Source organism: Bradyrhizobium sp. USDA 4341, assembly GCF_054063755.1.
The window spans coordinates 8,625,367-8,646,172 of record NZ_JBSSGO010000002.1 but is presented as its reverse complement, the minus strand read 5'-3'; the positions used below and the strand labels follow the sequence as shown (position 1 = coordinate 8,646,172).

The window sequence follows — 20,806 nt, the reverse complement described above, 5'->3', positions numbered from 1 at the left end:
CCCTCCAGCATTGCGGGCAAGAGGCTATTCTTTCGGCCGCTTGTCGTAAACACGTTTCGCCTTGCCGAGCGAACGCTCCAGCGTCTCGGGAGCGACGACGCGGACGCGGGTGGAGATGCCGATCGTGTTCTTGATGAAGGCGGCGACCTTCTCGGCGTGCGCGGTCAGCCCTTCGCCGTCCCAGCTCTCGGGCCGGGCTTCGGCGAGCACCGTCATCTCGTCCATGCGGCCCTCGCGGGTCAGCTCGATGACGAAATGGCCGCCGCACCAGTCGGTCGCCAGCAGCGCTTCCTCGATCTGGGTCGGGAACACGTTGACGCCGCGCAGGATGATCATGTCGTCGGAGCGGCCGGTCACCTTCTCCATGCGGCGCATCCCGGGTCGCGCCGTGCCGGGCAACAGCCGCGTCAGGTCACGGGTGCGGTAGCGGATGATCGGGAAGGCTTCCTTGGTCAGCGAGGTGAACACCAGTTCGCCTTTCTCGCCGTCGGGCAGCACCTTGCCGGTCAAGGGATCGATCACCTCGGGGTAGAAGTGATCTTCCCAGATGTGCAGGCCGTCCTTGGTCTCCACGCATTCCTGCGCGACGCCGGGGCCGATCACCTCGGAGAGGCCGTAGATATCTGTCGCATCCATGTCGAAGGCCTGCTCGATCTCGACACGCATCGCGTTGGTCCATGGCTCGGCGCCGAAGATGCCGAACTTCAACGACGATTTGCGCGGGTCGAGCCCCTGCCGCTTGAACTCGTCGAGGATCGCCAGCATGTAGCTCGGCGTCACCGTGATGATGTCGGGCCGGAAATCGTTGATGAGCTGCACCTGCCGCTCGGTCATGCCGCCGGAGATCGGGATCACGGTGCAGCCAAGCCGCTCGGCGCCGTAATGCGCGCCGAGGCCGCCGGTGAACAGGCCATAGCCATAGGCATTGTGCATCAGCATGCCGGTACGGCCGCCGGCGGCACGGATCGAGCGCGCCATCACGTCCGCCCAGGTGTCGATGTCTCCTTTGGTGTAGCCGACCACGATCGGTTTGCCGGTCGTGCCCGAGGAGCCATGGACCCGCACCAGCTGTTCGCGCGGCACCGCGAACATGTTGAAGGGATAATTGTCGCGCAGATCCGTCTTCACCGTGAAGGGAAATTTTGCGAGATCTGCAAGCTGCTTGAAATCGGACGGGTGCACGCCGGCGGCGTCGAACGCCTTCTTGTAGTGCGCGACATTGTCATAGGCATGCTTGAGCGACCAGGCCAGCCGCCTGGTCTGCAGCGCCATGATCTCGTCGCGCGAGGCGCGTTCGGCCGCATCGAGCTCGGCGTGATAACCGCCGTCCTTGACCTTGAGCTTTGCCGTTGCCATCGACGTTTCCCCTGAAGCCTTATGCCTTGATGTCCGTGTCCGGCAGCCAGGTGCCGGGTATCACGCGCGAATGTCCGCGAAATTCAGCGATCACGCCGTCGCCGGCGGTGACGCGCACGTCGTAAATTCCCGAGCGGCCGCTGCGCGAGATCTCCCGCGCGGTCGCCACCAGACGGTCGCCGAGCTTGCCGGGCCGGATGAATGTGACGTTGCCCTGCGCCGCCACCGCGCGATCGTTGCGGCTGTTGCAGGCAAAGGCGAAGGCCGAGTCAGCGAGTGTGAAGATGTAGCCGCCATGGCAGATGCGCTGGCCGTTGACCATGTGCGGCAGCACCGTCATCGCCATCACTGCCTGCCCCGGCTTGATCTCGACGAGCTCCATGCCGAGGCCCTTGCTGGCGTCGTCTTGCTTCCACATCGCATCCGCGCAGGCGCGGGCGACATCCTCGGGCGATAGCGCGGCCTTCACGTTCACATCGAACTCCCTGTGCGTGGGCCCGTTACAATGAGCCTCTTGGTGTCAGTGTTGGACGCGACACCGGGGGTGTCAACGCGCGAATAGAATTAGACGTGGTCGTAGTCGACCACGACCTTGCCGGAGCACGGCTTGGCCTGGCAGGTGAGGATGAACCCCGCCTTCAGCTCCCACGGCTCCAGCGAATAGTTCAGATCCATCGGCGCCTCGCCTTCGACCAGCTTGGCGCGGCAGGTCGAGCACATGCCGCCCTTGCAGGCGAACGGCAGGTCCATGCCGGCGCGCAGCGCGGCGTCGAGGATCGACTCGCCGTCGGCCACCGGCACTTCGCGGCGCTTGCCGTCGATGATCAAGCCGGCAATCGCCTTCGGCGGCGCACCGGCGGGAACGACGACTTTCGCTCGCGGCTTGCCGCCGAATTCCGACACGAAGCGCTCGACATGGATGCGCTCGTCGGCGATGCCGATCTCGCTGCAGGTCGCCTCGATCGTCTCGCTCATCGCGGCCGGGCCGCAGACGAAGACATGATCGACCGTCGCAGCCGGCACCAGCGAGCGCAGCAACACCCGCACCTTCTCGCCGTCGAGCCGGCCGTGCAGGATCGGGATGTCCTGCTCCTCGCCCGAGATGACGTGGAATACCGAGAGCCGCTGCATGAAGCGGTCCTTCAGCTCCTCCAACTCCTCGCGGAACATGACGCCCTCGGTCGAGCGGTTGCCGTAGAACAGGAAGAAGCGGCTGTCCGGCTCGCGCGCCAGCACGCCCTTGACGATCGAAAGGATCGGCGTGATGCCGCTGCCGGCGGCGAAGCCGACATAAGTCCGCGCCTCGCCGGGCGCGTGGACGACACCGAAACGGCCGGTCGGCGTCATCACGTCGAGCTCGTCGCCGGCCTTCAGCTCGTCGGCGGCCCAGTTCGAGAATGCGCCGCCATCGACCTTCTTCACCGCGATGCGCAATTCGCCATCGTCGGGGCCGGAGCAGATCGAGTAGGAACGGCGGACTTCCTCGCCGTCCATCGTGGTGCGCAGCGTCAGATACTGGCCCGGCGTGAAGCGATAGTCGCCTTGCAGATCGTCAGGGATCGCAAAGGTCATCGAGATGGCGTCCGACGCCTCGCGGCGCAGATCGCTGACGGACAGACGGTGGAATCGTGGAGTCGACATGGTCAATGACACTTGAAGTAGTCGAAGGGTTCACGGCAGCTCTTGCAACGCCACAGCGCCTTGCAGGAGGTCGAGCCGAATTCGGACAGCAGTTCGGTGTCGCCCGACCCGCATTGCGGGCACGCGACCGCCTGCTCGCCGAACAGCGCGCGGCGGGAAGAGCCCGGCAGCGGCGGCGCGATGCCATATTCCCTGAGCTTGCGGCGGCCGTCCTCGCTCATCCAGTCGGTGGTCCAGGCCGGCGACAGCACGGTCCGGACCTTCGGCCCATGAATGCCCTCGCGCTCCAGCGCGAGCTCGATCTCGAGCGCGATCATGTTCATGGCCGGACAGCCGGAATAGGTCGGCGTGATCGCGACCTCGACATGGCCGTCGTGGACCGCGACATCGCGCAGCACGCCGAGATCGGCGATCGTCAGCACCGGAATTTCGGGATCGACCACCTGCGCAGCCGCGCTCCAGGCGCGCCGGCGCAGATCGGCGTCGCTGGTTGCAGCCGTCACCATGTCGCCCCCGGAAAGGTCCGCTGCATCGATTGCAGCTCGCTGAGGAGATGGCCGAGATGCTCGCTGTGGCTGCCGGTGCGGCCGCCCTGCTGCATCCAGTTGCCCGATGGCAGCGACAACGTCGCCTCGTTGACGATGCCGGTGACGGCCTTCAGCCAGCGCGGCTTTAGCGTCGCCGGATCGATCGCGATGCCGGCCTCGATCAGACCTCGCTCGCTGTCGTCGACCGCGAACATCTCGCCGGTATAGGCCCAGAGATCGTCGATCGCATCCTGCGCGCGGCGGTGGCTCTCCTCGGTGCCGTCGCCGAGACGGACGATCCATTCCGACGAATGCCGCAAATGGTAGGCGCTCTCCTTCTCCGACTTCGCCGCGATCGCAGCGAACGTCGGATCCGACGAGGCCATCATCGCGCGCCAGTAGAGATCGGCGAACGCAGCGTAGAAGAACTGCCGCACCATGGTGCGCGCGAAGTCGCCGTTCGGTTGCTCGACCAGCAGCAGATTGCGGTACTGCCTGACGTCGCGCAGATAGGCGAACTTGTCTTCGTCATTGCCCTTGCCTTCGACGTTGGCCGCATAGGTGTAGAGCTCGCGGGCCTGGCCGAGCAGGTCGAGACCCATATTGGCGAGCGCCATGTCCTCTTCCATCGCGGGCGCATGGCCGCACCATTCGGACAGCCGATGACCGAGGATCAGCGCATCGTCGGCGCGGCGCAGCGCATAGAGCACCAGCGGCGTTTCGGAGACTTCGATATTGGCGGTTGCCATCTATTCAACTCGCTGTTGGGCGTCATTGCGAGGAGCGCGTGACAAAATTGCAGAGCAATTTTGCACTGAAGCGACGAAGCAATCCACACTTGCTTCGTGCCTTGCGCTCCGATGGATTGCTTCGCTCCGCTCGCAATGACGAACGGAGGCGCAGTCACATATGCCCGACTTCGTCGGGAACGTCGTAGAAAGTCGGGTGACGGTAGATTTTGGTTTCCGCCGGCTCGAACATCATGCCCTTCTCGGACGGATCGGACGCGGTGATCGCGTTCGAGGGCACCACCCAGATCGACAGCCCCTCGCCGCGGCGGGTGTAGATGTCGCGCGCGGCTTGCAGCGCCAGCGTCGAGTCCGCCGCGTGCAGCGAGCCGACATGCTTGTGCGCAAGCCCGTTGCGGCTGCGGATGAAGACTTCCCAGAGCGGAACGTTCGGCGTGGCCATCTCTAGCGCTCCCTTATTCTGCAGCTTGCGCGAGCTTGCGGCTCTTGCGCTTCTCGGCATAGGCCATCGCGGCCTCGCGCACCCAGGCGCCCTCCTCATGCGCCTTGCGGCGCGCGGCGAGACGATCGCGGTTGCAGGGGCCGTTGCCGGCAAGCACCTGCTTGAACTCGTCCCAGTCGATCGGGCTGTGTTCCCAATTGCCGTTCTCGTTCTGCTTCATGCCGGGATCGGGAATCGTGAGCCCGAGGAATTCGGCCTGCGGCACGGTGGCGTCGATGAATTTCTGGCGCAGCTCGTCGTTGGAGAAGCGCTTGATCTTCCACTTGGTCGAGGTGTCGCTGTGCTGGCTGACCTGGTCCGGCGGACCGAACATCATCAGCACCGGCCACCACCAGCGATCGAGCGCGTTCTGCGCCATCGCCTTCTGCTCCGCGGTGCCGCGGCACAGCGTCACCATGATCTCGAAACCCTGGCGCTGGTGGAACGACTCTTCCTTGCAGACGCGGATCATCGCGCGCGCATAGGGGCCGTAGGAGCAGCGGCACAGCGGGATCTGGTTCATGATCGCGGCGCCATCGACCAGCCAGCCGATGGTGCCGATATCGGCCCAGGTCAGGGTCGGGTAATTGAAGATCGAGGAATACTTCGCCTTGCCCGAGAGCATGCCGTCGACGAGCTCTTCGCGCGAGGTGCCGAGCGTCTCGGCCGCGGCGTAGAGATAGAGCCCGTGGCCGCATTCATCCTGCACCTTGGCGAGCAGTGCGGCCTTGCGGCGCAGCGACGGTGCGCGGGTGATCCAGTTGCCTTCCGGCAGCATGCCGACGATTTCGGAATGGGCGTGCTGGGAAATCTGCCGGGTCAGCGTCTTGCGGTAGGCCGCGGGCATCCAGTCGTTCGGCTCGATGCGCTCGTCGGCATCGATGCGGGCCTGGAACTGATTGGCACGGGCGACATCCTCGACGCCGCGATCGTCGCCGTCGGATGAATTGAGCGCCTGCGTATACATGGCCGACCTCCCGATGTGTTGTTAGGCAGGAATATATAACACAAATTTATAAATGCAAGATGTTTTTGTAATATGTTCAGACGCCTTCGAAACGGCGCGCCACGGCCCCGTTGGGCTTCGGCAGCGGCCCGTCCTCATTGGTTGCATGGTCGTCAAGCCATTGTTCTGACGGCGGAAGCAGCCCGCGATAGATCTCGCCGCAGAGTTTGCGGGCTGCCCTGCCCGGCCAATCCGTCGGCAACAGCTGATACGGCAGCAGCGGATCGCGCAGCACGACCCGGCGGTAATGATGGATCAGCAGGATGCGCGCGGTGAAGGCGTCGGCGTCGCTCAACTTATCGCCCCTGGTGATCCAGCCGTGCAGCGGCTCGAACGTCTTCATGAATTTCAGATAGGCGTCCGCGGTGCGATCGAGCGGCCAGCTCTCGCTGAGCAGCCTGCGCCCGCTGTCGTCTTCCGCCGACACTTCGAGACGGATCGCGCGCGACGCTTCATCGGGGATCGGCGCGCCCGATGGCGCAACCCACACGCCCGGCAGCGGGCTGCCGAAGCCAGCATTCTTCAACGCCTCGCGCGCGGCGTCGCGGTCCTCGGCATTGCCGATCAACAGCAGCTCGAAGCGGCCGGTCCAGTCCGACGGCGGCGGATCGTAGATGTGCCGGGTTGCGGTGTCGAAGGTCTGCCGGCCCTTGGCGTTCAAGCGATAGAAGCTGTTGCGGCCGACCTTGCTGCGCTCGAGCCAGCCGTCGGCGGCGAGCCGCGACATCGCGGTGCGCACCACATTGCCGTCGATGTCGAGCGACTTGAAGAATTCCAGCAGCGTGCCGAGCCACACCGAGCCGCCGCGCGGCACGATGGAATCGCCGAACACGGTGATGATGATCGAGCCCGTGCGTGACGGCTCGCGCTTCAACTGGTCGACGATGCGGGCAAGCGGCTGTGGCATGCCCAACGCATAGCGCGTTTTGTCGATTCACGACAATGTGGGGTGCGGTGTCTCTGCTCCCTCGCCCCGCTCTTGCGGGGAGAGGGTTGGGGTGAGGGGCTGCCTCCGCAAATTGGACAGACGTGAGTGCGTGGAGACTCCCCCTCACCCGGATCGCATCTGCGATGCGATCCGACCTCTCCCCGCAAGCGGGGCGAGGTGAAGAAAGACTTCCGAGCCTCAGCGATTGGGATCCGGATAGACGAAGCTGCGCCAGCCGCTGCGATCGAACGGCGCCCACTCGCCTTCCTTCTGCGCGAGGCGATCGGCCACCGCGTAGACCACTGCGGGGTGATGGCCCATGCCGCAATGGCTGCTCTCGACCTCGATGCTGTCGGTCATCGACGAAGCCTGCTCGCGGCAACCCTGCCAGGCGCAGACGCCGTCGGTGCGGCTGAAGATCGCGGTGGTCGGCACCGGCGGTGCGCTGGCGAGCGAGCCGCCGAAACGCTGGTCCTCTTCATCGGCACGGCGCCCGCTGGCCATCTCGTAGACGCGCCAGGCGTTGGTCGCCTTCGGGCCCGCGGCGAACGGGCTGCCGAGGGTGATCACCTGGCGCACGCGCTCAGGCATCATCTTGGCGAGCTGGCGCGCATAGAGGCCGCCAAGGCTCCAGCCGACCACCGAGACCGTGCGGCCGCTGGTCTCATTCATCTCCTGCAGCAGATCGACCATCCCGTCCTGCACGCCGGCGCGAAGCCCAAGGTTGCGGCCCTGACGCCAGCCGCTGACGGCATAGCCCTTGCTCTTGAGGAAGTCGCGCAGCGGGCGCGTGGACATGTCGGAGGCAATCAGCCCGGGCAGCACCAGCACCGGATGCCCATCGCCGCGCGGCGCGAGGCTCAACAGCGGCAATGCACCAAGAAAGGCACCGAGCTCGTGAATGGCGCGGCCTTCCAGAAACATCAGTGTCCTGGACGGCGGGCGTAGCGTCTGCGCAGCAACGGACATTTCAACTCCTCTTCGGCACGGCCCCTGACGTCTCGGCGGCCGGCAATGGAATCAACGGAAATGGGTCAACAGGATTGACGCAAACCCGGCGGAATCGTTCCGCAACGCAACAATCAACCTTGAAAAGCTAGGGAACCGGTCACTTTGGTGCAAGCGGTCCAGGTCACACTTGCCACAACTAAAGTGACCTCCGTGCCCAATCGGTCACAGCAGCCGCAGCACATATTCCAGCGTGTAAAGTGCAAGCCCGGCAAGCCCGCCGATCAGCGAGCCGTTGAAGCGGATGTATTGCAGGTCCTTGCCGACATTGACCTCGATCAACGAGATCAGCTGCTCCATGTCCCAGCTCTTCATCTGATCCGCGATGAAGGTCGAGACACCGCTCTTCTGGTCGGCAACGACCGTGCGCAGAACCGCGACCAAGCCCTGGTTGATTTCGGCGCGCAGCTCGGCGTCGCCGTCCAGCGCGTCGCCGGCCTCGACGAACATCCGCGCCAGCTGATGCTGCAGCACCTGCGACTCGCCCGAGGCACTACGCTCGATGAAATCCTTGACGTTGGCCCAGATCGTGCGCCCGAGATTGGCGAGCTCCGGTCGCGCCATCAGATCGCGCTTGAGACCGTCGATACGATCGGCAAACGCCTTGTCGCTGCCGAGCCGGTCGACGAACGACAGCAGCATGCGGTCGAACTCGCCGCGGAACGGATGCTGCGGGTCGTTGCGCACTTCTTCGAAGAATTTCGTGGCCGAGGCGATGATCCGGTTCACCACGAACTTGTCGGCGCGATAGAGCCTCAACAGCGTCGGCATCTCCGCGCGGACCTTGTCGCGGATCACGGCCATGGTCTCCTGCTGCGTCAGCGTCTGGTGCAGCACGCGCAGGATGTCGTCGAGCAGGCCGCCATGCTTGCCCTCCTGCACGAAGCCGCGCAGCGCGCCGGCCGCAAGCGGCGCGAGGTCGATCGAAAGCACCTGCGTCGTGACGCGGCGGCTGATGAACTGCATCAGGCCCGAGCTCTCGGTCGCCGCAAACGCTTCGGGCAGCATCCGCAGCACGAAGCGGGCGAGATCCTCCGAACGCTTGCGGTCGCGCAGCCAGTCGGCGATGAAGCTGCCGAAATCGATCTCGCGCAGCTTGGCCTCGACCGGCCCGGATTCCAGAAAATTGTTCTCGATGAATTCGCCGAGCTTCTCGGCGATGCGTTCCTGATTGCCCTGGATGATCGCAGTGTGCGGGATCGGCAGCCCCAGCGGCCGCTTGAACAGGGCGACGACGGCATACCAATCGGCGAGGCCGCCGATGGTCGCGGCCTCGGCAAAGGCCGCGATGAAGCCGAAGGCGGGATGCACCGCAAGCAGCGCCTTCGCTGTGATGAAGATGATGAGGGTGGCCGCCAGTACGCCGGTCGCCAGCCACTTCACGCGCCGCAGCTCGGCCGCGCGTTCGGCATCGACGGGCGTTGCGATGAGGGCGGCGGGAAGGGTCATGGGGGACCTTCGATTGAACGAACGACCCTCATCCTCAGGGAGCGCGAAGCGCATCTCGAAGGATGAGGCCCGCATGGTGGCCTCATGGTTCGAGACGGCGCAAGAGCGCCTCCTCACCATGAGGTGATGTATGGGAGTGCGCCCAAAAAAGAAGGCCCGCAAAATGGCGGGCCTTCGAAAAGGGCAATGGTCAGCGCAAGCGCGATCAGGCGGTCTTGCTGTAGACCTTGGCGAAGTTGTCCTGCGCGGACTTCGCACCGTCGGTGACGAGCTTGCCGAGATACTCGGTGGTGGCCTTCGCCCGCGAGACGAACAGTTCGCCACGCGCACGGACCATGTCCGACTGGATCTGGGCGGCTTCGCTCAGCGACTTGGCGGAAGCGAGCTTGTCGATACCGGCGAAGAACGCCTCGGCGTCCTGGTAGAGCGCCTGCTGGATGTTGCGGCTGATCTTGGCGGCCTCGGTCACCGAACCGGCAACGGCAGTCTCGATCACGTTGGTCACCTTCTCGGAGCCGGCATACGCATCGGCGGCGCGGGTCTTGGCGGCCTCGGCCTGCTTCTTCACGAACTCACGGGCGGCTTCCGGAACTTCCAGGTTCTGGAGCTTGGTGAACGCCTCGGTGACGGGCGCGAAGGCATCCTTGACGCTGTTCAGCACGGAATTGGTTTCGGTGGTCATTGGGGTCTCTCCATCCTCAGGTTTGAGCTATGGGCTCACCCCGTCCGGATTGGCCCGGGGCAAGGCTGTTGTGTCACAATCCATGGTGCGTTGCAACATCAATGTTGCACCGCGATATCACGAACGTGTGAACAGGATAAATAACCGGCAGATTGCCTAAGGAACCGGCGGATTGCGGTTTCTAAATACCACCAACCGCTTCAGATACCCCATATGCCTCCATCTGCGCCCGGACCTGCGCCACATTGTGCCCGAGCACGACGATGTCGTGAGTCTTGCCCTCGACGTCGCGGACATGGTCGCGCAGCAGGGCCTCCGCTTTGAAGCCGAGGCTTTCGAACAGCGCGATCGCCGCCCGCTGGTCGACTGTCATCTGCACCGAGAACTTCTCCAGCCCGGCGCCGAGCGCGATGGCGAAGGTCTCCTGCGACAGCGCTCGGCCGACGCCCTGCCCGCGCACGTCGAGCGACACCACCATCCGGATCTCGCCCACATGCGGCGACCAGGAATGTGGGTCGCGCACCAGGGTGCCGCAGCCGACCACCTTGCCGTCCTTGATCGCGAGCAGGCTCGTGATGTCGCCGCGCTCGATCTCGTTGATCCAGGCCGACAGCACCTTCGGCTGGCTGATGTTGCGCGGCAGGAACAGCAGATCATGCGTCGGCAGTTTCTGCGCGAAGGCCAGCACTGCGGCCTCGTCGGGCCGCTTCATCAGCCGGAACTCGATGTCGCCGGCCTCGGTCTTGACGTGGCGCGGATAGGAACGTTGTTCGGTCATGTCGATCTCTTGCTCAACCAGGAGTCCAGTTTCGGCCACAGCCGCTTGATTGCATTGGCGCCGGCGACCAGCGAGACGTGACCGCCTTTCAGCATCACCTCCTCCTTGTCCTCGGAGCCGATCTTGGTGATCAGGTGCTTTGCCGCATCATACGGCACGATGTGGTCGTGCTCGGCGACCGCGTGCAGAATCGGCACCTTGATGTCGGCAAGCTTCGCCGCGCGGCCGCCGACCGTCATGGTGTCGTTGTAGAGCTTGTTGTCCCACATCAGGTCCTTGGTGATGGCGCGGAAATATTCGCCCGCCAGCGGCAGCGTGTCGGTCGCCCAGCGATCGAACATCCGGTACGACTTGACGAACTCGTCGTTCCAGATGTTGTCCCAGAGCTGGATCTGGCCGACGACGCGCGCGGCCGGCCGCAGCATGTCGAACGATTGCAGGATCAGTTCGGGCGGCATGTTGCCGGTGCTGTCGATGAGGCGGTCGACGTCGAAGTAGCGGCGGTCGGCGAAATTCGAGAACAGCTTCATCTCGCGAAAATCGATCGGCGTGGTGAAGCAGATCAGGTTCTTCATCGGCCCGTCGTTGAAGATCGAGCCATAGAGCAGCGACAGCACGCCGCCGAAGCAATAGCCGATCACGGAGATGTCCTTTTCGCCGGAATCCTGCTGCACGCGGCGGACCGATTCCGGGATGAAGTCGAGGACGTAGTCCTCCATGCGCAGCGATTTTTCCTCGGGCTTCGGCGCGGTCCAGTCCAGCATGTAGACGTCGAACCCGCGCTTGAGCAGGAACTCGATGAAGCTCTGCCCCGGCACCAGGTCGAGGATGTAGCCGCGGTTGGTGGTCGCCATCACGATCAGGACCGGCACGCGATAGACTTCGTCGGCCTGCGGCCGGTAGTGATAGAGGTTCATGGTGCCGCGCGAATACAGCACGTCCTTCGGCGTCGAGCCGAGCTCGGGGCCGGAGCTCGAGAAATACTCGACGCCCTTGATGCTGCGCTGGATCGCACGCTGCACCTCGGACTGTACCCGCTCGGAGATCGAGGCGAAATCAAACCCGGTGGGAGCATTCATTTGCTGTCTCCCTCGGATGGCGGGCGCCTGGTGCGCGGCGGCCGTGGCGTTGCGCCGTAGCCGTCGTCCGGCGCCAGCGAATTGTGGTGCACCTGCTGCAGCAGCGTCTTGATCTCGTTGAGCTGGGTCTCCATCGACTGCAGCCGCTCGGCCATGCCGACGAGCTGGGCGCGGCTCGGCAGGTTCATCGCCAGCAGATATTTCTCCATCATCTCGCCGAGCTGCTTCTGCGCGCCCGCCGCGGCGCTGCCGGCCTGATTCATCACCTTGGAGAATTCAGGCGAGCTCATCAACTGGTTGCCGAAGGAGTTGAACCCCTTCTCCATCTCGCCAATCATCGTCTGCCAGATCACGGCAGGGTCGTTGCCCTTGTCGGCCATGAGGCCCTCCTCCACGTCAATTCCGAGCGCTTGTCGCGCTTCCGTTTGTTTGTGCCATACGACACTGTTGCCGCTGATCGGTCAACAGTGCGGCGCGCCCGGCGACGTCGAAGCTCTTCTGCGCTGCGTCAAACCGTGGCAGCATGCAGGTTCCTGACCGCGAATCCAGGAGAGGACGCCCGTGACCACGCTCGCCCATCAGTTGCCGCAACTAACCCGCGCCAATGGCATAGACATCTGCTACGAGATTTTTGGCGATGCGAATGCGGAGCCGCTGCTTTTGATCATGGGCCTCGGCGCCCAGATGATCCATTGGGACGACGAATTCTGTCGCCAGCTTGCTGCGCGCGGTTTTCGCGTGATCCGGTTCGACAACAGGGATATCGGCAAGTCCTCCCGCATGAGCGGCGGCAAGCGGCTGACCGCACTTGAACTGCTGAAGCTGCGCTTCCTGAAGATTCCGGTCGCAGCGCCATACCGGCTGGCCGACATGGCGCGGGACACGATCGGATTGATGGATGCGCTCGGCATCCGCACCGCGCACCTTGTCGGCGCCTCGATGGGCGGCATGATCGCGCAGGAGGTTGCGATCACCTTCCCCGAGCGCGTGCGCTCGCTGACCTCGATCATGTCGACCACCGGCAATCCAAAGGTGCCGGGGCCGACCCGCGAGGCGACCGCAGTGCTGATGGCGCCGCCGCCGAAGAGCAAGGAGGAGTACTTCGTGCGTTTCGGCCAGACCTGGAAGGTGCTGCGCAACGGCTCGTTCCCGGAGGATGAGGCACTTGATCCGGAACGCGCGCGGCGCACCTTTGAGCGCGGCCTCAATCCGGAAGGCGTCGGCCGCCAGCTCCGCGCCATCCTCGCCTCGGGCAGCCGCAAGGAGCGCCTGCGCAGCGTCAAGGCACCGACGCTGGTGATCCACGGCACAGTCGATCCGCTGGTGCATCCCGAAGGCGGCAAGGACACCGCGGTCTCGATCCCCGGCGCAAAGCTCCTGATGATCGAGGGCATGGGCCATGCGCTGCCGATCCCGATGTGGCCGCAGATCATCGACGCCATCGACAAGCATGCGCATGGGGCTGCGGTGAAGGCGGCGTGAGGCTAGAGCGTTTTCGAGCGAAGTGGATACCGGTTCGCGTCAAGAAAACGCGTCAATCAAGAATCCAGAGCCCCGTTCCGCTTCAATCGGAACGGGGCTCTAGTATCTTCCGGTGACCATGTGAGCCAGGGGTGCGTTCTTCCGGCTGGCGCGCGGAGGCTGTAGACAGCGCGATGCACTGCGCGGGTCGCGCGCCATCAGCCACCGGGAGTCACCAGATGAAGACCCTTCTCCGGCCGCGGACAGCCGTCGCCGCTCTCCTCCTCGCGCTCGCATCTTCTGCCGCGATGGCCGCGACCGGCGACGCGCAGCAGGAAGCCAACCGCAAGGCGGTGCTGGCCTTCTACGAGAAGGGGCTGAACCAGAAGGACGCCGACGCGGCACTCGCCTATGTCGGCAACCGCTATGTGCAACACAATCCCGGCGCGGCCGACGGTCCCGACGGCTTCCGCAAATTCATTGCCTTCCTGCGCGAGAAGTTTCCGAACTCGCACAGCGAGATCAAGCGTTCGTTCGTCGACGGCGACTACGTGATCCTGCACGTCCACGCGGTGCGCGAACCCGGCACCCGCGGCAATGCGATCATCGACATCTTCAAGCTCGAGGACCGCAAGATCGTCGAGCATTGGGACGTGGTGCAGCCCGTTCCGGAAAATCCGGCGAACAGCAACACGATGTTCTGAGAACGGACCTCAGAGAACGGCCGGGATCTTCGGCACTAGAGCGCGATGAGATTAGGTCGAATAGCACCGCGAAGGCGGTTCGCTCCCTCTCCCGCTTGCGGGGGAGGGCTGGGGTGGGGGCTCTCTCCGCGGGTCACATCGCGGAGAGAGCCCCCACCCGCATCGCATCTTCGATGCGATGCGACCTCCCCCGCAAGCGGGAGAGGTGAGCCAGTCCGCCGCAAGACCGATTCAACCTGACATCATCTTGCTCTAGCGGCTGCGGCCGAGCCAGCGCTGTGTCGGGAATAGCTGCACCTGCCAGCGCCGCGCCGCCGCGCCCCACACGCCCCTCGGCATGAACAGCATGATCAGGATGGCGAGCGTACCGAGCACGACCAGATACAGGCTGCCATCCTGGGCGAGCCAGGTGACGAGCCCCCATAGCAGGAGCACGCCGACCATCGGGCCTTCGATGGTGCGCACCCCGCCGATCACGACGATGAAGATCACATAGGCGGTCCAGTCGGTGACGCTGAAGGCGGCGTCAGGCGAGATGCGCGCCTTCTGCAGATAGACCACCGCGCCGACCATGCCGGTGGCGAAGGCGACCGCGATCCACAGCAGATGGCGAATCCGCGCGGTGCGGACGCCGACGCTGCGCGCTGCCGCTGCGTTGTCGCGGCTTGCGGCGAGCGCGAGGCCATGGCGCGAGCGGATGAAGGCGTAGATGCCGAGCGTGACCAGCACGGCGAGCAGCAGCGCCAGCCAGTAGACCAGCACGTCGCGCGCGGCCGCCGGCCGCAATCCGAGCAGCGCCTGCACCGCCTTCAGCCCGAACATCTGCGACAGTTCGCCCGGCGAGATCGACATCCCAGTGCCGCCGCCGAGCGACTTGAACTGGGCGCAGATCAGCCGCAGCGCTTCGGCGGCAACCCAGCTGCCGATCGCGAAATATGGCCCCTCCAGCCGGAACAGCAGCGGGCCGAGTACCGCTGCGACCAGCGCCGCGAACAGCCCGGCCAGCGGGATCGACGCAACGGGATCGAGCCCGGCCATCACGATGGCGGCAAACAGAGCATAGGCGCCGAGCCCGACAAACGCCTGCTGCCCGACCGACACCAGCCCGCCCCAGCCAGCCAGCACGTTCCAGAGCTGCGCCAGCGTCAGCATGGTGAAGACGAAGATCAGATCCTGGATCAAATTGCGCGAAGCAATCGTGGGCAGCACGGCAAGCACCACCACCAGCGCGATGCCGACGACGGCCGCTCCGCGCGACAATCGCGTGCCGACCCGAACTTGCCAGACCGGCAGATCCGCCGGACGTTGCTCCCGGCTTGCCGGGACATGGATGCTTTCGACGCTCATGTCCGCCTCGCCGGGAAGAGGCCGCGCGGCCGCACCATCAGTACGGCAAGGAAGGCGAGATGGCCGGCCAGGATCTGCCACTCCGGATTGATCCGCCCCCCGATCGCCTGCGCCAGCCCGAGTACGATGCCGCCGGCCAGCGTTCCCCACAGGCTGCCGAGGCCGCCGATGATCACGGCCTCGAACGCATAGAGCAGCCGCGCCGGGCCGATCGACGGATCGAAGCTGGCGCGGATGCCGAACACAACAGCGGCGATCACCGACACCGCGAGCGAGAGCCCGACCGCGATCGCATAGACATTGCGCTCATTGACGCCCATCAACTGCGCGATCGCGGGATTGTCAGCGGTGGCGCGGAAGGCCCGGCCGAGCGAGGTGCGATAGAAAATGAGCTGCAGCAGCGCGACGGCAGCGATCGCCGTCACCAGCGCCGTCAGCGGGGCCAGCCCGACGCTCAGACCGGGGGCGAGCGCCACCGACGAGGATTCGAAGGCGCCCGCCTGCAGCCGCCGGCTGTCGGCGCCGTAGCCGAGCAGCAGTCCGTTCTGGATCACGATCGACAGGCCGAAGGTGACGAGCAGCGGCGGCAGGATGTCGTCGCCGAGCACCCGCTCCAGCACCAGCCGCTGCAGCACGAAACCGAGCACGAACATCGTCGCGACAACCAAGAGGGCTGCGGCCGCAAGCGGCAGGCCGAGCGCCGTGGTGGCGCTGAGCACCAGATAGGCCGCGAGCAGGATCAGGTCGCCATGCGCCAGATTGACGAGACGCATGATGCCGAAGATCAGCGACAGGCCGAGCGCGAACAGCGCATAGACGCCGCCGAGCAGCACGCCCTCGATGATGGTATCGAACCCACTCATGGCTCCCTCATGCTCCGAAATAGGCCGCGCGGATCGTGTCCTGATCCACATCCTTGGGCCGTCCGCTTAGCGTCACTCGTCCCTCCTGCAGGCAGTAGAAGCGGTCGGCGGCCCGCAACGCGCGGGCGATGTCCTGCTCGACCAGCACGACCGCGGTGCCGCCCGAACGGATCTGCGGCAGCATGCGGTAGATGTCCTCCACCACGATCGGCGCGAGGCCGAGGCTGATCTCGTCGCACAGCAGAATCTGTGGGTTCGACATCAGCGCGCGGCCGATCGCCACCATCTGCTGCTGACCGCCCGACAGCGCCGTGACGGCGCCACGCCGCCGCTCCTTCAGCACCGGGAACATCCGGTAGACCGCGGCGAGATCCCACGGAGTTGTTCGTTCACCGCCGTAGGCCCCGATCAAGAGGTTCTCCTCGACGCTGAGCGAGGGAAACAGCTGACGGCCCTCGGGGACCAGCGCAAGGCCGAGCCGCACGATGCGGGCGGCGGACGCATCGCCGATCGCCCGCCCGCCGAGGCGGATCGCGTCGGGGCGGCTCTTCACGAGCCCGGCCAGCGACTTCAGCATCGTCGACTTCCCGGCGCCGTTGGCGCCGATCACCGCGACCGCCTCGCCCTCCGCCAATTCGAAATCGATGCCGAACAGCGCCTGGAAGTCGCCATAGAACGCATCGAGCGCCGTGACATTGAGCAGCGCGGTCATGCCGGCACTCCCATGTAGATGGTCTCGACCTCGCGCGAGCGCATCACCTCGACTGGTGCGCCTTGCGCGACCACCTTGCCGAAGTTCAGCACCACCAGCCGCTGCACCACCGCGAGCAGCGCGTGCACCACATGCTCGATCCAGATGATGCCGACACCTTCGGCGTGGATGGTGCGGATGGTCTCGACCAGTTCATGACATTCGGCATCGGTGAGGCCGCCTGCGATCTCGTCGAGCAGCAGCGTGCGTGGCTTGGTGGCAAGCGCCCGCGCCAGCTCGAGCCGCTTGCGATCGAGCAGCGGCAGGCTGCCGGCGAGCCGATTGGCCTTGGCTTCGAGGCCGGTCAGATCAAGTATGCGGCCGCAATGCTGGACCGCATCGGCCTCCGAGAGGCCGCCGCCGAATTGGGCGGCGACCGCAAGGTTCTCGAACACCGAGAGGTGATCGAACGGCTGCGGGATCTGGAACGAACGCCCGATGCCGGCGCGGCAGCGCGCTTCGGGAGAAAGACCCGTGATGTCGACGCCATCGAGGACGATACGGCCGGCATCCGGCCGCAACAACCCCGTGATCAGGTTGAACAGCGTCGATTTGCCGGCGCCGTTCGGCCCGATCACGCCCAGCGCCTCGCCGGACGCAAGCGTCAGGTCGATCGCGTCGGCAACGACAATGGCGCCGAACCTTTTCGAGATGGCATGGAGTTCGAGCATGGTCGCCCACTGTATGATTGCGGCGGAGAGAAGATGCGTGGCAATGCCACGCATCTCCTGTCTTCGACGACGTGCTGACTTGCGCTAGCTCAGCGCCTGCATATCGCCGCCGAGCGGGATCTGCGGCGCCAGCTTGTTGTCGGTGATCACCATGTCGTACTTGTCGCCGTTCAGCCGCCACTGGCCGCCGACCAGCGGCGTCTTGGCGATGTTCTTCGCCGCGAACGGCGGCACCGCGCTGGAGCCGAACGCGACCTGGCCCACGATGGTATCGAGCTTGGTGGCGCCGATCGCTTTCGCCAGCGCCGCGCCATCGGCCGGATCGCCGGAGCGCTTGATGGCGTCGATCGCGACCTCGAACAGCGAATGCACGAAGCCGATCGGCTGGGTCCATTGCTTGCCGGAGGCCTGCTCATATCCCTTGGCAAGATCGGCCGCGCTGACGCTGCTGAGGCTCGATTTGTACGGATGCGTCGGCGTCCACCACACCTCGGTGGAGATGTTGTTGCCGCCCTTGCCGAGCGCCTGCACCGACGCCGGGAACAGCAACGCCTTGGCGACCGACACGACTTTCGGCTTCAACCCCTTCTGGCGCGCCTGGTTCCAGAACGTGGTGAAGTCGGGCGGGATGACCACGCCGGTGATGATCTCGGCGTCGGCGCCACGGAACGCAGCGATCTGCGAGCTGAAATCATCGGTGAGATTCTGGAAGCGGCCGGGATCGGTCAGCTTGAAGCCCTGCTTGGCCATAACAGGCGGGAAGCCGATCGTGGTGTCGCCCCAGGCATTGCCATCGGCATCGTTCGGAAACAGCGCGCCGACCGATTTGTTGGTCGCGACCTGGCTCCACATGCTGGTGAAGACACCGATGACGTCCTCGAGGCCCCAGAAATAATGGAAGGTGTAGTCGAACGGCTTCCAGCTCTTCGGATCGCCCGGATTGGCCTGCCGGCCGATGAAATTGGTCTGCCACGGTGCGACGGTGGAGATGCACGGCACCTGCTCGAGCTCGCACTGCGTCGCCACGGGGTTGTTGGTCTCGGGGGTGGCGCCGACCACGATCAGGCTAACATTGTCGCGGGTGATCAGTTCCTTGGCGACCTCAGCGGCGCGGTTCGGATTCGACTGGCTGTCCTTGGTCACCACCTCGACCGGATAGGTCTGCGATCCGACCTTGACGCCATCCTTGATGAATTTTCGGAATTCGCCGAGCACGAAATCGTCGGCTTCGGCGAAGGCAGCCAATGGTCCGCTCTTCGGCGAGACATAGCCGATCTTGATCGGCTTGTTGGCGGCGCGCACGGCCGGTGCGAACAATGTGGTCGTGCCTGCAGCGGCGAAACCACCGGCGATGCCTTGCAGCACCCGGCGGCGATCGAAAGACAATGCGTTCAAGTGGTCGTTGGCGTTCAAATGGTCCTTGGTCATTTTCCCCTCCCTTGAGGCAAGCCGGTTTTCAAGCCGGCTGCCGTTCATTCCGTTCTGAAAATTACCAGCGCCGTGCCACATCACGCGGCGGCGACGGACTTCGTTTGCGCCTTTGCGCCGCGGCCGAGGATCTGGCCGAACACGTCGAGCAACAGATCGGAGGCATTCGCCGCCGCCTCCCTGGCGCGCCAGGCGACATACATGTCGGGACGCACCAGCACGCAGCCGTCCTCGTCCACCTCGCTCTGGCGATACCAGTCGGCATAGATGTCGAGCGCATCGCAGCCTTGCGGGCCGATCGTCACCACGTCGACCGGCAGGCCGTAGGCCTTCTCGACCGCGGCAGCGGCCGCCTTCCAGCCGTCGCCGCCGATCCCGGTGAGCAGCGTGAAGCGGCCCTTGCCGGTGAGATCGAGCGTCGACTTCCGTTCGCCCTGATGCTCGACCCAGACATGCGGCAGGTGCGCGCCGGGCCAGGTGGTGGCCTGATAATACAGCTCGTGATCGCGACTGAAGGCCGGCATCGGCGTGCCATCGGACACCACGGCGGTCGACCCGTAGCGCTGGTTCATCTCGACGCCGTGGCAGTTGAACTCATAGCTCTTGTTGGCGATGGCCTCGTAGAGCTTCTTGCGGCGCGCCTTGCCCTCGGCGGTCGGCGCCTTGCGCGCCGCGATCGCCTTGCGCGCTTCGGCCGGGTCGGTCGAAGCGACGAGGCCTACCGCCTCGAAGATCGGCGGGAAGTCGCCGATGCTCTTGTTGGCGCGGGTCACGATCTGCTTGCCGACCGGCTGGCGCTCGGCCGAATAGGTTTCCAGCAGCGACGGCGCCGCGTGGCCTTCGAGCACCAGTTTCAGCTTCCAGCACAGATTGAAGGAATCCTGGATCGAGGTGTTGGAGCCGAGGCCGTTGGTCGGCGGATGGCGGTGCACGGCATCGCCGACGCAGAACACGCGGCCGGACGAATAGTGGCCGGCATACATCTCGTTCACGGTCCAGGTCGAGGTGGAGCGCACCTTGACCTCGAGGGTCTCGTCGCCGACCAGATTGCGCACGATCGAGACGGCCTCGCCATTGCTGAGCTTGCGCTCGCCCTGCTCGATGTCGTAGCCCCAGATGATCAGCCACTCGTTCCATGGCCGCACCATACGGATCAGGCCGGCCCCGATGCCGCCGATCTCAGCACCGGGCTGCAGCACCCAGTACAGCACGCTCGGCCGATGCGCGACGTACTTGCTTAAGTCAGCCTGCACGATGATGTTCATGCTGCCGGCGCGGCCCATCTGGCCCTCCATCGGCAGTCCGATCACTTCGGCGACCCGGCTGCGGCCGCCATCGGCGCCGATCAGATATTTGGCGCGGATCTGAAAGGTCTCGCCGGAGAGGCGATCCTTGACCGTCGCAGTCACACCGTCGGCATCCTGTACCAGGTCGACGAACTCGGTGTTGAAGCACAGCGAGGTGCCGCGCTGGCCGGCGGCCTCGATCAGGATCGGCTCGAGGAAATTCTGCGGCAGGTCGCAGATGCGCGCGGGACTGGCGAGATCGTAATCCGCCTTGCGCGAGGGATGATTGCCCCACGAATACAGCCGGCCGAATTCCTCGCCGGCGAGACTCTCGCAGAACACGTTGTTGGCCATCAGATGCTGCGGCACGGCCTGCGCCACGGCCTTCTCCTCGAGGCCGAGATCGCGCAGCACCTCCATCGCACGCTGGTTGCTGATGTGGGCCCGCGGCGTATCAGCCAGCCAGCCATATTTGGTCACCAGGATATGCTTGACGCCGTACGTGCCGAGCAGCGCCGCCGCCGTCGCGCCGGCCGGGCCACTGCCGACGACAAGGACGTCGGTCTCAATCGATTTGCTGGTCATGGTCCTCTCCTTGGTCGTCTTGTTGG

At 65.0% G+C, this 20,806-nt stretch carries 22 protein-coding genes; 2 read left to right on the top strand and 20 right to left on the bottom strand.

Going from position 1 to position 20,806, the window contains the following annotated elements; genetic code table 11:
- Window positions 1-24: 24 nt before the first annotated feature.
- The 14 genes from paaK to ACVIGB_RS46230 all read right to left on the bottom strand — a co-directional run bounded on the left by paaK (window position 25) and on the right by ACVIGB_RS46230 (window position 12,064).
- Entirely contained in the window at window positions 25-1,356 is a 1,332-nt protein-coding gene (gene paaK, locus ACVIGB_RS46295) for a phenylacetate--CoA ligase PaaK (protein ID WP_456724243.1), read from the bottom strand.
- 19 nt (window positions 1,357-1,375) lie between these two features.
- A complete protein-coding gene (paaI, locus tag ACVIGB_RS46290) occupies window positions 1,376-1,831 on the bottom strand; it encodes a hydroxyphenylacetyl-CoA thioesterase PaaI (RefSeq protein ID WP_456724244.1) in 456 nt (151 codons plus the stop codon).
- Between the two features lie 89 nt (window positions 1,832-1,920).
- Complete coding sequence (paaE, locus tag ACVIGB_RS46285) at window positions 1,921-2,997, bottom strand: 1,2-phenylacetyl-CoA epoxidase subunit PaaE (protein WP_456724245.1); 1,077 nt, start codon at window positions 2,995-2,997, stop codon at window positions 1,921-1,923.
- Between the two features lie 2 nt (window positions 2,998-2,999).
- The gene (paaD, locus tag ACVIGB_RS46280) at window positions 3,000-3,503 is read right to left on the bottom strand and encodes a 1,2-phenylacetyl-CoA epoxidase subunit PaaD (RefSeq protein ID WP_456724246.1); all 504 of its coding nucleotides are present in this window, start codon (window positions 3,501-3,503) and stop codon (window positions 3,000-3,002) included.
- Window positions 3,497-4,273: a 1,2-phenylacetyl-CoA epoxidase subunit PaaC gene (gene paaC, locus ACVIGB_RS46275; protein WP_456724247.1), complete on the bottom strand. Its 777-nt coding sequence runs from the start codon at window positions 4,271-4,273 to the stop codon at window positions 3,497-3,499. Before paaC ends, paaD begins: the two co-directional genes overlap by 7 nt.
- Before the next feature lie 154 nt (window positions 4,274-4,427).
- Window positions 4,428-4,715 (bottom strand): 1,2-phenylacetyl-CoA epoxidase subunit PaaB, encoded by a 288-nt coding sequence (gene paaB / locus ACVIGB_RS46270; RefSeq protein ID WP_092125024.1) that lies wholly within the window; start codon window positions 4,713-4,715, stop codon window positions 4,428-4,430.
- 13 nt (window positions 4,716-4,728) lie between these two features.
- Window positions 4,729-5,721 (bottom strand): 1,2-phenylacetyl-CoA epoxidase subunit PaaA, encoded by a 993-nt coding sequence (gene paaA, locus ACVIGB_RS46265; protein WP_456724248.1) that lies wholly within the window; start codon window positions 5,719-5,721, stop codon window positions 4,729-4,731.
- 76 nt (window positions 5,722-5,797) lie between these two features.
- Window positions 5,798-6,667 carry a phenylacetic acid degradation operon negative regulatory protein PaaX gene (paaX, locus tag ACVIGB_RS46260; protein WP_456724249.1) on the bottom strand — a complete coding sequence of 290 codons (870 nt, stop codon included), beginning with the start codon at window positions 6,665-6,667 and terminating at the stop codon, window positions 5,798-5,800.
- Between the two features lie 219 nt (window positions 6,668-6,886).
- On the bottom strand, window positions 6,887-7,657 hold the full coding sequence (locus tag ACVIGB_RS46255; RefSeq protein ID WP_456724250.1) for an esterase/lipase family protein: 771 nt from the start codon (window positions 7,655-7,657) through the stop codon (window positions 6,887-6,889).
- 204 nt (window positions 7,658-7,861) lie between these two features.
- Window positions 7,862-9,145, bottom strand: coding sequence for a DUF445 domain-containing protein (locus ACVIGB_RS46250; RefSeq protein ID WP_456724251.1), 1,284 nt, complete (start codon window positions 9,143-9,145; stop codon window positions 7,862-7,864).
- Between the two features lie 205 nt (window positions 9,146-9,350).
- A complete protein-coding gene (locus tag ACVIGB_RS46245; protein WP_456724252.1) occupies window positions 9,351-9,827 on the bottom strand; it encodes a phasin in 477 nt (158 codons plus the stop codon).
- A gap of 181 nt (window positions 9,828-10,008) precedes the next feature.
- A complete protein-coding gene (locus ACVIGB_RS46240; RefSeq protein WP_456724253.1) occupies window positions 10,009-10,605 on the bottom strand; it encodes an N-acetyltransferase family protein in 597 nt (198 codons plus the stop codon).
- Complete coding sequence (locus ACVIGB_RS46235) at window positions 10,602-11,684, bottom strand: PHA/PHB synthase family protein (protein WP_092125017.1); 1,083 nt, start codon at window positions 11,682-11,684, stop codon at window positions 10,602-10,604. The genes ACVIGB_RS46240 and ACVIGB_RS46235 overlap by 4 nt, the downstream gene beginning before the upstream one ends.
- Complete coding sequence (locus ACVIGB_RS46230; RefSeq protein ID WP_092125016.1) at window positions 11,681-12,064, bottom strand: hypothetical protein; 384 nt, start codon at window positions 12,062-12,064, stop codon at window positions 11,681-11,683. The genes ACVIGB_RS46235 and ACVIGB_RS46230 overlap by 4 nt, the downstream gene beginning before the upstream one ends.
- Before the next feature lie 181 nt (window positions 12,065-12,245).
- Here ACVIGB_RS46230 and ACVIGB_RS46225 point away from each other — a divergent pair, with 181 nt between their 5' ends.
- Window positions 12,246-13,166, top strand: coding sequence for an alpha/beta fold hydrolase (locus ACVIGB_RS46225; protein WP_456749344.1), 921 nt, complete (start codon window positions 12,246-12,248; stop codon window positions 13,164-13,166).
- Window positions 13,167-13,453: 287 nt separating this feature from the next.
- Entirely contained in the window at window positions 13,454-13,849 is a 396-nt protein-coding gene (locus tag ACVIGB_RS46220) for a nuclear transport factor 2 family protein (RefSeq protein WP_456725264.1), read from the top strand.
- Window positions 13,850-14,101: 252 nt separating this feature from the next.
- Here the strand turns inward: ACVIGB_RS46220 and ACVIGB_RS46215 are convergent, their stop codons facing one another.
- From ACVIGB_RS46215 to ACVIGB_RS46190, 6 genes are all read right to left on the bottom strand, one after another.
- Window positions 14,102-15,196, bottom strand: a complete 1,095-nt coding sequence (locus ACVIGB_RS46215) for a branched-chain amino acid ABC transporter permease (RefSeq protein WP_456724254.1) — start codon at window positions 15,194-15,196, stop codon at window positions 14,102-14,104.
- On the bottom strand, window positions 15,193-16,059 hold the full coding sequence (locus tag ACVIGB_RS46210; protein WP_456724255.1) for a branched-chain amino acid ABC transporter permease: 867 nt from the start codon (window positions 16,057-16,059) through the stop codon (window positions 15,193-15,195). The genes ACVIGB_RS46215 and ACVIGB_RS46210 overlap by 4 nt, the downstream gene beginning before the upstream one ends.
- Before the next feature lie 7 nt (window positions 16,060-16,066).
- A complete protein-coding gene (locus ACVIGB_RS46205; protein WP_456724256.1) occupies window positions 16,067-16,771 on the bottom strand; it encodes an ABC transporter ATP-binding protein in 705 nt (234 codons plus the stop codon).
- Complete coding sequence (locus ACVIGB_RS46200; protein ID WP_456724257.1) at window positions 16,768-17,535, bottom strand: ABC transporter ATP-binding protein; 768 nt, start codon at window positions 17,533-17,535, stop codon at window positions 16,768-16,770. Before ACVIGB_RS46200 ends, ACVIGB_RS46205 begins: the two co-directional genes overlap by 4 nt.
- Before the next feature lie 30 nt (window positions 17,536-17,565).
- A complete protein-coding gene (locus ACVIGB_RS46195; RefSeq protein WP_456724258.1) occupies window positions 17,566-18,909 on the bottom strand; it encodes an ABC transporter substrate-binding protein in 1,344 nt (447 codons plus the stop codon).
- An 80-nt stretch (window positions 18,910-18,989) separates the two neighbouring features.
- Window positions 18,990-20,780: an FAD-dependent oxidoreductase gene (locus ACVIGB_RS46190; RefSeq protein ID WP_456724259.1), complete on the bottom strand. Its 1,791-nt coding sequence runs from the start codon at window positions 20,778-20,780 to the stop codon at window positions 18,990-18,992.
- Window positions 20,781-20,806: the final 26 nt, after the last annotated feature.

Bases quoted from the DNA above. Each gene is read 5' to 3' on its own strand.
- ACVIGB_RS46250 (WP_456724251.1), bottom strand. From the start codon at position 9,145: ATGACCCTTCCCGCCGCCCTCATCGCAACGCCCGTCGATGCCGAACGC.
- ACVIGB_RS46245 (WP_456724252.1), bottom strand. From the start codon at position 9,827: ATGACCACCGAAACCAATTCCGTGCTGAACAGCGTCAAGGATGCCTTC.
- ACVIGB_RS46195 (WP_456724258.1), bottom strand. From the start codon at position 18,909: ATGACCAAGGACCATTTGAACGCCAACGACCACTTGAACGCATTGTCT.
- ACVIGB_RS46220 (WP_456725264.1), top strand. From the start codon at position 13,454: ATGGCCGCGACCGGCGACGCGCAGCAGGAAGCCAACCGCAAGGCGGTG.
- ACVIGB_RS46200 (WP_456724257.1), bottom strand. From the start codon at position 17,535: ATGCGTGGCATTGCCACGCATCTTCTCTCCGCCGCAATCATACAGTGG.
- paaC (WP_456724247.1), bottom strand. From the start codon at position 4,273: ATGGCAACCGCCAATATCGAAGTCTCCGAAACGCCGCTGGTGCTCTAT.
- paaK (WP_456724243.1), bottom strand. From the start codon at position 1,356: ATGGCAACGGCAAAGCTCAAGGTCAAGGACGGCGGTTATCACGCCGAG.
- ACVIGB_RS46235 (WP_092125017.1), bottom strand. From the start codon at position 11,684: ATGAATGCTCCCACCGGGTTTGATTTCGCCTCGATCTCCGAGCGGGTA.
- ACVIGB_RS46255 (WP_456724250.1), bottom strand. From the start codon at position 7,657: ATGTCCGTTGCTGCGCAGACGCTACGCCCGCCGTCCAGGACACTGATG.
- ACVIGB_RS46205 (WP_456724256.1), bottom strand. From the start codon at position 16,771: ATGACCGCGCTGCTCAATGTCACGGCGCTCGATGCGTTCTATGGCGAC.
- paaD (WP_456724246.1), bottom strand. From the start codon at position 3,503: ATGGTGACGGCTGCAACCAGCGACGCCGATCTGCGCCGGCGCGCCTGG.
- ACVIGB_RS46240 (WP_456724253.1), bottom strand. From the start codon at position 10,605: ATGACCGAACAACGTTCCTATCCGCGCCACGTCAAGACCGAGGCCGGC.
- paaX (WP_456724249.1), bottom strand. From the start codon at position 6,667: ATGCCACAGCCGCTTGCCCGCATCGTCGACCAGTTGAAGCGCGAGCCG.
- paaE (WP_456724245.1), bottom strand. From the start codon at position 2,997: ATGTCGACTCCACGATTCCACCGTCTGTCCGTCAGCGATCTGCGCCGC.
- paaA (WP_456724248.1), bottom strand. From the start codon at position 5,721: ATGTATACGCAGGCGCTCAATTCATCCGACGGCGACGATCGCGGCGTC.
- ACVIGB_RS46210 (WP_456724255.1), bottom strand. From the start codon at position 16,059: ATGAGTGGGTTCGATACCATCATCGAGGGCGTGCTGCTCGGCGGCGTC.
- ACVIGB_RS46190 (WP_456724259.1), bottom strand. From the start codon at position 20,780: ATGACCAGCAAATCGATTGAGACCGACGTCCTTGTCGTCGGCAGTGGC.
- ACVIGB_RS46230 (WP_092125016.1), bottom strand. From the start codon at position 12,064: ATGGCCGACAAGGGCAACGACCCTGCCGTGATCTGGCAGACGATGATT.
- paaB (WP_092125024.1), bottom strand. From the start codon at position 4,715: ATGGCCACGCCGAACGTTCCGCTCTGGGAAGTCTTCATCCGCAGCCGC.
- ACVIGB_RS46215 (WP_456724254.1), bottom strand. From the start codon at position 15,196: ATGAGCGTCGAAAGCATCCATGTCCCGGCAAGCCGGGAGCAACGTCCG.